This is a genomic window from Rhizobium leguminosarum (assembly GCF_004123835.1).
Classification (GTDB): Bacteria; Pseudomonadota; Alphaproteobacteria; order Rhizobiales; family Rhizobiaceae; genus Rhizobium; species Rhizobium leguminosarum_M.
The window spans coordinates 92335-105656 of sequence record NZ_MZMU01000019.1; the positions used below are offsets into that span (position 1 = coordinate 92335).

10 protein-coding genes are annotated in these 13322 nt (G+C 62.0%); 6 read left to right on the forward strand and 4 right to left on the reverse strand.

What is annotated here, in order from left to right:
- Positions 1 to 117: 117 nt before the first annotated feature.
- Both B5P46_RS27305 and B5P46_RS27310 read left to right on the forward strand, forming a co-directional pair.
- A complete protein-coding gene (locus B5P46_RS27305) occupies positions 118 to 906 on the forward strand; it encodes an SDR family NAD(P)-dependent oxidoreductase (RefSeq protein WP_129421472.1) in 789 nt (262 codons plus the stop codon).
- Positions 907 to 1082: 176 nt separating this feature from the next.
- Positions 1083 to 1547 (forward strand): RrF2 family transcriptional regulator, encoded by a 465-nt coding sequence (locus tag B5P46_RS27310; protein WP_003542434.1) that lies wholly within the window; start codon positions 1083 to 1085, stop codon positions 1545 to 1547.
- A 1-nt stretch (position 1548) separates the two neighbouring features.
- Here B5P46_RS27310 and B5P46_RS27315 read toward each other — a convergent pair whose 3' ends face one another.
- Positions 1549 to 2676 (reverse strand): monooxygenase, encoded by a 1128-nt coding sequence (locus B5P46_RS27315; RefSeq protein ID WP_129421473.1) that lies wholly within the window; start codon positions 2674 to 2676, stop codon positions 1549 to 1551.
- A gap of 164 nt (positions 2677 to 2840) precedes the next feature.
- Here B5P46_RS27315 and B5P46_RS27320 point away from each other — a divergent pair, with 164 nt between their 5' ends.
- Complete coding sequence (locus B5P46_RS27320) at positions 2841 to 3617, forward strand: metallophosphoesterase family protein (protein WP_206735413.1); 777 nt, start codon at positions 2841 to 2843, stop codon at positions 3615 to 3617.
- 42 nt (positions 3618 to 3659) lie between these two features.
- Here the strand turns inward: B5P46_RS27320 and B5P46_RS27325 are convergent, their stop codons facing one another.
- The 3 genes from B5P46_RS27325 to B5P46_RS27335 all read right to left on the reverse strand — a co-directional run bounded on the left by B5P46_RS27325 (position 3660) and on the right by B5P46_RS27335 (position 9825).
- Positions 3660 to 6845 carry an efflux RND transporter permease subunit gene (locus tag B5P46_RS27325; RefSeq protein WP_129421475.1) on the reverse strand — a complete coding sequence of 1062 codons (3186 nt, stop codon included), beginning with the start codon at positions 6843 to 6845 and terminating at the stop codon, positions 3660 to 3662.
- Positions 6842 to 8017, reverse strand: coding sequence for an efflux RND transporter periplasmic adaptor subunit (locus B5P46_RS27330; RefSeq protein ID WP_129421476.1), 1176 nt, complete (start codon positions 8015 to 8017; stop codon positions 6842 to 6844). The genes B5P46_RS27325 and B5P46_RS27330 overlap by 4 nt, the downstream gene beginning before the upstream one ends.
- A 263-nt stretch (positions 8018 to 8280) precedes the next feature.
- Complete coding sequence (locus B5P46_RS27335) at positions 8281 to 9825, reverse strand: cation:proton antiporter (RefSeq protein ID WP_129421477.1); 1545 nt, start codon at positions 9823 to 9825, stop codon at positions 8281 to 8283.
- Between the two features lie 246 nt (positions 9826 to 10071).
- Here B5P46_RS27335 and B5P46_RS27340 point away from each other — a divergent pair, with 246 nt between their 5' ends.
- From B5P46_RS27340 to B5P46_RS27350, 3 genes are read left to right on the forward strand one after another with little or no spacing between them, the layout of a single operon-like run.
- Positions 10072 to 10536, forward strand: coding sequence for a MarR family winged helix-turn-helix transcriptional regulator (locus B5P46_RS27340; protein ID WP_129421478.1), 465 nt, complete (start codon positions 10072 to 10074; stop codon positions 10534 to 10536).
- Positions 10529 to 11764: an HlyD family secretion protein gene (locus tag B5P46_RS27345; protein ID WP_129421479.1), complete on the forward strand. Its 1236-nt coding sequence runs from the start codon at positions 10529 to 10531 to the stop codon at positions 11762 to 11764. The genes B5P46_RS27340 and B5P46_RS27345 overlap by 8 nt, the downstream gene beginning before the upstream one ends.
- The gene (locus B5P46_RS27350) at positions 11757 to 13298 is read left to right on the forward strand and encodes a DHA2 family efflux MFS transporter permease subunit (RefSeq protein ID WP_129421480.1); all 1542 of its coding nucleotides are present in this window, start codon (positions 11757 to 11759) and stop codon (positions 13296 to 13298) included. The genes B5P46_RS27345 and B5P46_RS27350 overlap by 8 nt, the downstream gene beginning before the upstream one ends.
- The last annotated feature ends 24 nt before the right edge of the window (positions 13299 to 13322 follow it).

A 13322-nucleotide genomic window follows, 5' to 3' on the forward strand; every position in this document is an offset into this window, starting at 1 on the left:
AGGCATGCGACAGATCGGCGCCTGCCGCAAGAGGTGTTCGGGCGCTTGACGCCCGGGTTCATTGGCGAAACACTCGGCACATCAGGCCGGGATCTCCGGCCGTTTGCGGAGGAAGACATGGATCTCGGATTGAAGGGTAAGACTGCCGTCATTACCGGTGCGTCGGTCGGCATCGGGCTGGCGATCGCCGAGGGGCTGGCGGCTGAGGGCGCCGACCTCGTGCTGGCAGCCCGCGGCGGCGAACGGCTTGAGGCGGAAGCCGCCCGTATCGCCGAGAAGTACGGCGTCAGCGCCGCCGCTGTCGCGGCCGATGTGGCGACGGTTGCGGGAACCGAGGCGATCATTGCGGCGGCGGCCGAAAAAGGCGGCGCCGATATCCTCATCAACAATGCCGGCACCGGATCGAACGAGACGGTGATGGAGGCGCCCGATGAGAAGTGGCAGGACTATTGGGACCTGCATGTGATGGCCGCCGTGCGGCTGGCGCGCGGCATCGCGCCGCAGATGAAGGAACGCGGCGGCGGGGTGATCCTGCACAATGCCTCGATCTGCGCCGTCCAGCCGCTCTGGTACGAGCCGATCTACAATGTCAGCAAGTCGGCGCTGATGATGTTTTCGAAGACGCTCTCGACCGAACTCATCAAGGATAATATCCGCGTCAACTGCGTCAATGCCGGCCTGATCCTGACGCCCGACTGGATCAAGACCGCCAAGCAATTGACGGCGGAAACCGGCGGCAACTGGGAAGGCTATCTGCAGAGCGTCGCCAACGAGCACGCCGCCTCCAAACGCTTCGGCACGCCGGAGGAGCTGGCCAACGTCTTCGTCTTCCTGAGTTCGGAGCGTGCGAGCTATTGCATCGGCTCGACCTATTTCGTCGATGGCGGCATGCTGAAGACGATCTAATTGAGGCGGCTGACAAGGTGCGCGGCGGCCGGTCCTTCTCAAGGCTGCCGCGCGAGCCTGTGGACGTTGCCGATACAAGCTATAAATAATAGCTATTTTGTTGTATGTTCACGCTTTTGACGCTATTTGCCTGCTATTGGCAGGATAAATACTGCGATTTCTACAAGGCGACGACGATGCTGACGAAAAAGGGAAAATACGGGCTGAAGGCGCTGGTCGACCTGGCGCGGCTGGCGCCGGGTGAGACCGCCTTCATCAACGACATCGCGGCCCGCAACAATATCCCGAAGAAGTTTCTCGACACGATCCTGCTCGAACTGCGCAATGTCGGCATCCTGCGCTCGAAAAAGGGACCGGGCGGCGGCTATTCCCTGTCGCGGCCGGCAACCGAAATCCGCATCGGCCATGTCATCCGCACGCTCGACGGGCCCTTAGCGCCGATCCGCTGCGCCAGCCGTACGGCTTACGAGGCCTGCGACGACTGTGCCGATCCGGAAACCTGTCAGGTGCGGCGCTCGATGACCGATGTTCGGGACGCGATCGCCGCCATTCTCGACAATATGACCCTCGAGCAGTTCGTCGCCGACGGCGGGCGCATCGACGGCGCCAAGGAACAATTCCCGATCTCCGCCGCCAGCTGATTTAGACCCTGCCGGGCGTCGACCTATATTCACCTGCGGTGCGCACCAGCTTATCCCGCGGCAGCGATAGCGCGTGAATGCGGGCATTGCGCCAATGGCGATCGAGATTGAGTCCGATGCCGGCCGATGTTTCCCCTGCAAGTTCGAACAGCGCGTTTGCGGTGGTAAGCGCCGTTTCCCCGGCAAGGATCGCGGCCGCCGAGGTGGAGAAATGCGCGTCCGCCATCGCGGCCTCCACAGGATTGACCTGGGCAATGTCGAGTTTACGGCCAGCCCGTTCCAAGGCTGCCGCCGTTGCTTCGATGCGGATGGCGCGTTCGCCGATCTGGGGAAGGACAGTCATGCTGCGATCGCCAATTGCGGTCATCAGGTCGCTCCATGCGGCCCGGGCGATGCCGAGGCTGACGCCCGCCTTGAGCAGCAGGCCGAGCGAGATGTCGGTCGAATGTCCGGAGGAGAGAGCAGGCGCAATCGCATCGGCATTGACATGAAGCGTTCCGACGATCGCCGTCGCCGATCCATTGGTGCGCTGGCCGAAGCCGTCCCAATCGTCGACCACCTGCACGCCTTCTTCATCGCGTGCGAGGTAGAGCGTCACTGGGCGGCTGGGCGGAGCGGTGGCGGCAGCTGCGATCCAGTCGGCGAATAGAATACCGGGGGATTGCCGCGTGCGCCCACTCAGGCGGTAGCCCGGGCCTTCGGCGGTCAGTTCGGTCCCGTCGGTGAAGGCGGCGCCCGCGAAGCGGTCGCCGAGCAGTACACGGGCAAACAGCGATGCCTTCAAATCCTCGGCAGCCTGAGTGCGGAGCGTTTCCAGCGCGGAAAAATGACTTTCCAGCGCCTCGCCGATCGATGCATCGCCCTCAGCGATAATTGCAACGATTTCGGCGAGCAGGGCGTTCGACACGTCCAGCCCTTCATGGTCTGGCGGAACCGTGATTGCCGTCAGCCCCGATACCGACAGCGCATCAAGCTCGGCAACGGGCAGGATGCGGTTGATATCACGTTCGCTCGCCTGATGCCGGAATGCGGCGGCGAGGTCGCGGGCCATGGATATCGCCTCCTCTTCGCTTTCGATGCGATGCGCGGGAGGCCTCAGGCTCTCATGAAACTGCGATACCGTTCCCATCGGTCACTCTTTTCTCAACGGATACAGGAGTGAGGGATTAGTCCTCGAATGATAAGGCCGGTTTTTCTACAAAACCCAAATGGTTTGGTTTTTCTTACCAGCTTGATTGCCTTGTCCTTTACTCTACTTAGGGTGAAGTGGGGCTTCCTTGATCGAGAAACATGATGAGCGACTCTCGTGCTCGCAACAGCGAGGTTTCGAAAATGGCACGCCAGCCGAGACCGCGCCTGACGCTGGATATTGCCGCTATCCCAACCTATGCGATCGGCGATATTCACGGTCGGTACGATTTGCTTGTGAAAGCCGAGGAGGCGATCCTGCGTGATGGCGCGCGGCTGCCCGGGCGAAAGCTGATCGTCACGCTCGGCGACTATATCGACCGCGGCCCGGAATCGTCACAGGTTATCACCCACCTCATGGAGCCACCGCCTGATGGATTCGACCGCATCTGCCTTGCCGGTAATCACGAAGTCGCCATGCTCGACTATATCGATGGCTGGATCTCCTATGACGATTGGATGCAGATGGGGTCGGCGGAGCTGCTCAAGTCCTATGGCCTCGATCCGGAGCATCTACCGCTGGTCTTTCCCTCCGGCGCGAAGCTCGATGCCTTCATCCGCCAGTCGCTTCCGCGGACGCATATCGATTTCATGCGGGCGATGCCTGTCCTGCTGGAAACCCCAAGCGTGATTTTCGTGCATGCCGGCATCAATCCGAAACTGCCGCTCGACAGGCAGACGGACGAGGATCTGGTCCTCATCCGCCAGCGGTTTCTCGAAAGCCGGGTGCCGTTGCCGAAACTCGTCGTTCACGGTCATACGCCGAACGATGAACCCGACATACGGCCAAGGCGGCTCAATATCGATACGCGCGCCTATCGCAGCGGCAAGCTCACCGTCGCCCGCCTGTGGCAGGGCGAGGTGCATCTGTTTTCCACCTGACTTTCCCGTCTCATCATCGGGCAGGCCTCGTCGCGAAGCCGATCAGACGGTCTCTCTCTCGGTCGGGACGGCCTCGACCAACTTCTCAACCGGCCGGTTACGGCGCCAGCCGCGCAGCACGACGTAGAAGACCGGCGTCAGGAACAGACCGAAGATTGTCACGCCGAGCATACCCGAGAAGACGGCGGTGCCGAGCGACTGGCGCATTTCGGCGCCGGGGCCGGTGGCGATAGCAAGCGGCAGAACACCGAAGATGAAGGCGAACGCGGTCATCAGGATTGGGCGCAGGCGAAGATGGCTGGCCTCGATAGCCGCCTCCACCGGCGACTTGCCCTCATCTTCGGCCTGCCTGGCGAACTCGACGATCAGAATGGCGTTCTTGGCCGCAAGACCGATCAGGACGATCAGGCCGATCTGCGTCAGGACGTTGTTGTCCATTCCCCTCAGCGAGACCCCGATCAGCGCCGCGAGCACCGCAAGCGGGACGATGAGAATGATCGCGAGCGGCAGAACCCAGCTTTCATATTGTGCCGCCAGCGCCAGGAAGACGAAGACGACGGACAGGGCGAAGATGTAGATGGCGGTGTTGCCGGTGTGGGTCTCCTGATAGGCGAGTTCCGTCCATTCGAAGGTCGTCCCTTGCGGCAGGATCTTCGCCGCCAGCGCTTCCATCTTGGCGATGGCATCGCCCGTCGACGTGCCTGGCGTCGGATTGCCCTGAAGCGGCACCGAGACGTACATGTTGTAGCGCTGGACAAGGGCAGGGCCGCTGGCATCCTGGATGTCCATCAAGGTTCCGAGCGGAACCAGCGCGCCGGTGGCCGAGCGGACCTTCAGGGCGAGTATGTCTTCCCGGTCCATGCGGTATTGCCGGTCGGCCTGGGCGCGAACTTGGTAGACGCGACCGAACGCATTGAAATCGTTGACGTAGGCGACGCCGAGATTGATGGAAAGGGCGTTGAAGATATTGGGGATCGGCACATTTAGGAAGCGTGCCTTGTCGCGGTCGATCGCCAGGAAGTATTGCGGGCTGGCATCGGAGAATGTCGTAAAGACGCCGGTCAGCCCCTCGGTCGTTGCCGCCGCACCCATCATCTGCCTGGCGAGGCCGAGCACGCGGGTCATATCGGCGTTTTCGAGATCGGATATCTGCATCTTGAAGCCGCCGGAATTGCCGACGCCACGCACGGATGGCGGTGGAATGGCAATGATGAAGGCTTCCTGGATGCTTTGCAGCTTTCCGTAAAGCTCGCCGATGATCTTGTTGGCGTTCTCGCCACCTTCTTCACGTTCGGCAAAGGATTTGAACGGCACGAAGACGACGCCGGCATTCGAGGCATTGGTGAACGTGGCCCCGCTGAAGCCGGCAAATTGCACGGCATTGCCGACGCCGGGCACGGTGCGGGCGATATCGCCCACCTGTTTGACGACGGCATCGGTACGCGCGAGCGACGCGCCGTCCGGTAGCTGAATGACGATGATGGCGTAGCCCTGGTCCATGGTCGGGATAAAGCCCGCGGGAACTTTCGTGCCCATGTACCAGGTCGCTCCGAGCAGGCAGACGAAGGTGACCATCGCGGCTGTCAAGCCAATCCAGCTGCTGACCAGATGCCGAACGGTCCATGAATAGCCGGAACTCAGCCGATCGAATCCATGATTGAAGCCGTCTGCCAGCCCTCTTCCCAGACGGGATGCGACATTCGTACGCTTGGTTTCATGGTCATGGGTTTTCAGCAATATGCCTGCCAGCGCGGGCGACAGTGTGAGCGAGTTCAATGCGGAAATTGCAGTGGTGACGGAGATCGTGACCGCGAACTGCCTGTAGAACTGTCCTGAGATGCCTGGAATGAAGGCTGTCGGCACGAACACGGCGATCAGCACCAGGGAGATGGCGACGACGGCGGTTCCGACTTCGTCCATCGTGACATGGGACGCCTGTTTCGGCGTCATCCCGCGCGCCAGATTGCGCTCGACGTTTTCCACCACCACGATCGCGTCGTCGACGACGATACCGATTGCCAGCACGAGGCCGAACAGCGTGAGCATGTTGAGCGAGAAGCCGAACGCCAGCAGAACGGCGAAGGTGCCGATCAGCGATACCGGGATGGCAATGATGGGAATGATCGCGGTTCGCCAGGATTGCAGGAAGACGAGAACGACAATCGCCACCAGGATGGCAGCTTCGGCGATGGTTCGATAGACCTCGGTGATCGAGTCCGAGATGAATTCGGTCGTGTCGTAGACGATGCGATATTCCAACCCTTGAGGAAAATTCTGCGAAAGGTCCTTCATGATCGTCTGGACCTGATGGGCGGTGTCCAGGGCGTTGGTTCCCGGCCGGGCGAAGATGCCGAGAGCAACCGCGGGATCGTTGTTGAGATAACTGTTGGTGACGTAATCCTGTGCGCCGAGCTCGATGCGGGCGACATCCTGCAACTGGACGAGCCGACCCGATGTCGTCGATTTGACAATGACGTAGCGGAATTCGCGCACGTCGGAGAAGCGTCCGTCCGTTCGTACCGTATATTCGAACGCATTCTTGCCGGTCACGGGCGGGGCCCCGATCTTGCCTCCCGACACCTGGACGTTCTGGTCTCTCAGCGCGGCGACGACGTCATCGGATGTCATCCCGTAGGCGGAGAGCTTTTCCGGGTCCAGCCAGATTCGCATCGAATACTGGCGCTCGCCGAAGAGCTGCACGTCGCCGACGCCGTCAAGGCGAACGAGAACGTCGCGGATGCGGTTGCGGGCGTAGTTCGAGACGTAAAGCTGGTCGTAGCGATGCGACGGCGACAGCAGGTGCACCACCATCATCAGGTCGGGTGAGCTTTTGTCGGTGGTGACGCCAAGCCGCTGGACTTCCTCGGGAAGACGGGGAAGGGCGATGGAAACGCGGTTCTGGACCAGCACCTGGACCTTGTCGAGATCGGTGCCGAGCTTGAAGGTGATCGTCAGCGACATGGCGCCGTCGGCGCTGGAGTAAGAAGACATATAAAGCATGTCTTCGACGCCGTTGATCTGTTGTTCGAGCGGCGTCGAAACGGTATCGGCGATCGTCTGCGGGTCGGCACCCGGATAAGAGGTGCGCACGACGATGGTCGGCGGCGCTATCTCGGGATACTGGGAAACCGGCAATTGCGTGTAGGCAATGCTGCCGACGACGAGAAAAAGGATCGAGATGACGGCCGCAAAGATCGGCCGGTCCACGAAAAAATGAGCAAATCTCATTGTCCGCTCTCCGCGCCGGCGGTTTCCGGCGGAGCGTCCTGCCGCTCCTGCGGCAGTTCGGTCATCTGAGGCGTGATCTTTGCGCCCGGCCGGGCGCGCATCAGTCCGTTGACGATGATCGTCTCGGTGCCGTCGAGGCCCTCGCGTATGACGCGGTAGCCGTAGAGACGCGGTCCGGGTCTCACGGGCTTGGTCGACACCGTGCCGTCTTCGGCGACGACATAGACGACGCGCTCATTCTGGTCCGAGCCGATTGCCTCGTCGGGGACGAGAATGGCCTGGTAGGTATTGGAGGCTTCGACCTGTATGCGACCGAAGAGGCCGGGCTGAAGGACGAGATCGGGGTTGGGGAAGCGGGCACGCAGACGAATGGTGCCGCTCTCATTGTCGACCCGGTTCTCGGCGAAATCGAGCTTTCCCTTGAATGGTTTGGCATTGGGATCCGAGATCGTGACGGAGACATCCAGACCGCCACCGCCCTGTTGGAGATCCTTGCCCAGTTTGCGCGCCGTGTCGGCGAAATTCAGCAGGCGGCGTTCATCGACGTCGAAATAGAAATCGATCGGATCAAGCGAAACGATCGTGGTGAGCACAGTCTGGTCGGTCTGCACGAGGTTGCCGGCCGAAATCAGCCGGCGGTCAATGCGGCCGCTGAGCGGCGCCTTGATCTCGGTATATTCCATGTCGAGAGAGGCGCGGTCGGCTGCGGCCTGTGCGCCGCGGACATTGGCCTCAGCCGAATCGAATTCGCGGCGGCGATCATCCAGCGTCTGGGCCGACTGGCTACCGCTCGAAGCAAGCGATTGCGTGCGCTTATATTGCGCATCGGCAAAGACCAGGGCGGATTGCGCCGATTCGAGTGTCGCCTTTGCCTGATTGAGCGCGGTTACGAATGGCCGCTGGTCGATGACGAAGAGCAGGTCGCCCTGCTTGACCAATGCGCCGTCCTGGAAATGGATTTCCTGCAGGTAACCACCGACGCGCGAGCGAACGGAGACTTCGTCGACCGGCTCGAACCGGCCGATAAACTCGTCGCTGTCGACGACATCGCGAACGACCGGCTTGGCGACGGTGACGGGTGGCGCCGGCGGGGCACTCTGGGCCAGCGCGGGGAGGGGCATGAATGCGGCGATACAGCCAAGCACCACCATCTGTCGAAGCGCGTAAGTCATACCGGTCCTCCAATCTCGACGGTCGATTTCCCTGCCGCCAAACCTAAGATGAAGTGCTGCTTTTCATGTCTTGCTGCTTTGAACGAGGGCCTCTGGCCCCCGTGATTTCTCCGGCATCCGATCCCTTGGAAAGGAGGGCCGGCAGGCAATGCCGATCAGAAAAATCGTAACCCTATGGAATTGGACTATAAACGGCAGCGGAGAAAAATTGCAAACGCCAATTGGCTGCGGTTCTGGAATCCATCAAAACGTCACAGACGGCGTCAGCTCTCGACGATCTCGTCTCTGCCGGGCGGCAGGGCGGCGAGTTCGGCCCAGTCGAGTTCCTGTTCCAGCATGTGAAAGACATCATCGTCGATCTCGCCGGCGCGGCGCATCGCAGCCAATCTGCGGCGTTTCGCGACGATGACGTTGCGGCGCTGCTTGTCGAGCCTGCTGACCTCGCGCGGGTGTTTCCCGTCAGCGGCGATTTCGCGCTCGGAGGTGTAGACGTCGCGCAGGATGCGGGTGGATTTGTCCTCGCCGCCAGCGAGCTCGGCAAGGGCCGCATCGATCAACGTGACGCGGGCTCTGGCGAGGTCGCGGTCCAGGGAGGTGTCCGGATCGAATTTCAGGAAACGGATCAGCGGCCCGAGCGTCAGGCCCTGGACGATGAGCGTGCCGAGAACGACGGCGAGCGCGCTGAGCAGGATGATATCGCGATCGGGAAAATCGATCGGCAAAGCGAGCGCGGTCGCCAGCGTGACGAGGCCGCGCATGCCGCACCAGCCGGCAAGCAGGCTGGTCGCGAAGGTCGGAACGGCTTGCGTCGTGCGTCCGCGCGCGGCGAGAAAGTTGATGATGCGGTTATAGAAGAGCACCCAGGCCAGGCGGACGACGATGACGGTGACGAAGACCGCAACGGCAAGGGTGATCGCGAAATTCAGGCGGCCGGGATCGAGGTCGAGGACGATTTGACGGGCCTGCAGTCCCATCAGCAGGAAGGCGAGCACGTTGAGCAGAAAGACAGCGGCTTCCCAGACCGAATAGGAATGAATGCGGTGGCGGGCCGTCTGCCGCTCGGGCATGTAGCGGGCGATCACCATCGCATAGACGACGATCGCCAGAATTGCCGAAAGGTGCAGCCGCTCGGCGATGATCCACGTGCCGAAAGTGGCGACGAATTCGAGCAGCGTGCCGCCAAGCGTGCCGGCGAGCCTCAGGCCGACGACCATGTAGAGACGGCCCAAGAGATAACCGAGGATGAGGCCACCAGGCACGGCGAGCGCCAACTCTGCCAGGGCGCCGGCGAAGAATGTGGGACTTGCGGCGGCTGCCACCGCGGCGCTGAAGATCAGCAGCGCGACGGCGTCGTTCAGGAGGCTTTCACCCTTCAGGATCACATAGGTCTGGCGCGGCAGGGTGAAGCGGTCGAGCATGGCGGTGGCGGCGGCCGCATCCGGCGGCGCGACGATGGCGCCGAGTGCGACGGCTGCGGCAAGCGGCAGGCCGGCCATCGTCACGCTGACGGTGGCGACGGCTGCGGCCGTCACGATCACGGCGATGGCGGCGAGCGAGAACAGCGGCAGCCAGTTGCGTCTCAATGTCCTCGGCGGCAGATCATAGGCGGCGTCGAAAAGCACGGGCGCGATCAGCAGCGCCAGCGCAAGCTCGGGATCGATTGAAACCTCGGGCGCCCAGGGCACGGCCGCGACGATGACGCCCGCGATCGCCAGCATTGTCGGATAGGGGATCCGGAACTTCCTGGAGAATTGCAGAAAGACGATCGCCACCAGCAGCAGCGTCAGCATGCTTTCGAAGAACGCCATCGAGCTCCCCAACGCGCGCCTCCGGCGGAGGCTGTTCCTGCCGCAGAATTAGGGCGGAGCTTGGCTGCGGCTACCGTCTGGCGCTTGTAAGCGCCGAAAGGAGAAGCTGCAGGATATGCTTGACCCGGTCTGCGGCATTTTAGCCGCCATTGCTGAAATCTGCCGTCCATGCTCTTGTGCGGTGCGCATGCTCAATATATCTACCGATATTATAAGTATGCTTATAAATAACGGTCATAGGTTTTCATGAACGCCACTCCGACCCTCGGTTTCCTTCTCCACGACGTCGCACGGCTGCTGCGCAAGCGGTTCGAGCAGCGCGCGAAGTGCCTTGGGTTGACCCGGTCGCAATGGCAGACGCTTGCCTATCTCTCGAATAACGAAGGCATCCATCAAGGCGGCCTTGCCGAAATCCTCGAAGTCGAGCCGATCACGCTGGTGCGCATTCTCGACAAGCTCGCCGAACGCGGGCTGATCGAGCGCCGCCAGCACCCGACGGACCGGCGCATCTGGCTGCTCTACATGCGCGACGAGGCGCACCCGCTGCTCGCCGAAATGCGCGAGCTCGGCGACACCACCCGCGCGGAAGCGCTTCAAGGCGTCTCGGTCGAGCAGCGCGAGCAGCTTTTCCACATCCTATCCATAATGAAGACGAACCTGGTTCAGGCATGCCGGAGCCCGGTTGACGAGAATGAGACGAACGATGGCTGATCAATTCCCCCTCCGCGTCGTTGCCGACGCGAATGCCAAGACCAAGACCGAGACTCCTGTCGAAGACAACGAAGCGAAACAGCAGGAAACGGTAGCCGAAGCGCCTTCATCCAATTCAGCGCCGGCTGCCGCCGTGGCTGCGCCTGGCGGCAACAAGGTCCGCCGCCGGCGCAGTCTCACGCGGCCGATCCTGTTTGCCTTGCTGCCGGTGGCACTCGTCGTCGGCGGTTATTATTACGTCAATGGCGGCCAGGTGATGTCGACCGACAACGCCTATATCCAGGCCGACATGGTCGGGCTCACTACCGATGTCTCGGGCATCGTCGACCAGATCAATGTGCATGAGAACGAGGCGGTCAAGGCGGGACAGGTGCTCTTCAGCCTGCGGTCGGATTCTTTCAAGATCGCGCTTGATGGCGCCAAGGCGCAACTGGGCGCGCAGCGCAATCAGATCATGAATCTCAAGGCCAGCTATCAGCAGTCGCTTGCCGAGATCACGCAGGCGCAAGCCGACCTGCCCTATTATCAGGATCAGTTTGATCGGCAGCAGAACCTCGTCAACAACGGCAGCGCGACGCAGTCGGCCTATGACGAAGCCAAGCACAATCTGGAAGCCGCGCAGCAGAAGGTTGCAGTCGCCAAGGCGGAAGCCGCAACGACACTCGCCCAGCTCGGCGGCAATGCCGACCAGCCGGCCGAGGAAAACCCGCTCTACCTGCAGGCCAAGTCGAATGTCGACAGTGCCCAGCGCGAACTCGACCACAGTGTCGTCAAGGCGCCGTTCGACGGCATCGTCACCAATGTCAACGCGCTGCAGGTGGGGTCCTACCTGCAGGCTTCGCAGCAGGCCTTCTCGCTTGTTGCCACCGATCATCTGTGGATCGCCGCCAGCCCCAAGGAAACCGAGCTCACCTATGTCAAGCCCGGCCAGACGGCCGAGATCTATGTCGACACCTATCCCGGCGTGACATGGAAGGGCAAGGTCGAGAGCATCAGCCCGGCCTCCGGCTCCAGCTTCTCGCTGCTGCCGGCGCAGAACACCACGGGCAACTGGGTGAAGGTCGTCCAGCGCATTCCGATGCGCGTCAGCATCGAGGACACCGACGGCAAGCCGCCGCTGCGCGTCGGCATGAGCACGGTGGTCGATGTCGAGACCGGCCATGCCCGCGACCTGCCTGATTTCGTCAACAAGCTTCTGGGTCGGCCTCAGGGCAAGGATCATGAGTAACGCTTCCGCTTCTCCGGCGACGCCGATTGCCAATCGCGGTGCGATCACGGCCTGCGTCATCCTCGCCGTCATCATGCAGGCGCTGGACACGACGATCGCCAACGTGGCGCTGCCCTATATCCAGGGCAGCGTGTCGGCCTCTGCCGACCAGATCAACTGGGTGCTGACTTCCTATATTGTCGCAGCGGCAATCATGACGCCGCCGTCGGGCTTCCTCGCCGCCAAGTTCGGCCGCAAACGCGTGCTGCTCGTCGCCATCGCCGGCTTCGTGGCGGCCTCCGTTCTCTGCGGCCTGGCGCAATCGCTGAACCAGATCGTCGCCTTCCGCCTGCTGCAAGGCTTGTTCGGGGCATCGCTGGTGCCGCTTTCCCAGGGCATCCTCCTGGACATCTATACGGTCGAGGAGCGCGGCTCGGCCATGGCCCTTTTCGGCGTCTCGGTCATGGTCGGGCCGGTGCTTGGGCCTGTCATCGGCGGCTGGCTGACCGACAATATCAGCTGGCGCTGGGTGTTTTATATCAACGTGCCGATCGGCGCGCTGGCTTTCATGGGCATCGTCGTCTTCGTCACCGAGACCAAGAGGGATCTGCTCGCCAAACTGGACTGGTTCGGCTTCGGGATGATGAGCCTCGGCATCGCCGCGCTGCAGCTCTTCCTCGACCGCGGCGAGCAGCTCGACTGGTTCTCCTCGGGCGAGATCGTCGTCGAGGCGCTGATCTGCGCCTCAGCCTTCTATCTGCTGATCGTGCATACGCTGACGGCGGAGAAATCCTTCGTGAACCCGAAGCTGTTCCTCGACCAGAATTTCTCGATCAGCATGATCTTCATCTTCGTGGTCGGCATCACCTATCTCGCCTCACTGGCGCTGATGACGCCCTATCTGCAGACGCTGATGGGCTATCCCGTCATCACCGCCGGCATCGTCATGGGGCCGCGCGGGCTCGGCACCATGCTCTGCATGTTCATCGTCGGGCGGCTGGTCGGCAAAGTCGATACGCGCGCGTTGCTGGCGCTCGGCTTGGGGCTCACCGCGTGGGCGATGTACGACATGACCGGCTGGACACCCGACGTCTCGCAATGGACGATCATCTCGGTCGGCTTCATCCAGGGCGCCGGCCTTGGCTTTCTGTTCGTGCCGCTGACAACGATCGCTTTTTCCACGCTGCCCGCCCATATGCGCGGCGACGGCACCGGTCTCTACAACCTGTCGCGAAACATCGGCTCGGCGGTCGGCATCTCGATCGTGTCGGCGCTGATCGTCGAGAACACGCAGAGCAATCATGAATCGATCGCGGCCTATGTGACGCCGTTCAACCACGCCTTCAATGCGGTGGCTGCGCAGGGGCTCAGCCCGGTGACGGCGGCCGGCCGCGCTTCGCTCAACGAGATCATCACGCTGCAAGCGACGATCATCGCCTATATGGACGATTTCAAGCTGCTGATGCTGATGTCGCTTGCGGTCATTCCGCTGGTGCTGCTGCTGCGCAAGCCGAAGGCAGCCCCCGCCGTCGACCACAGCGCGGTGATGGAATAAAGTCGAGGCGTTCACGCAATTCCC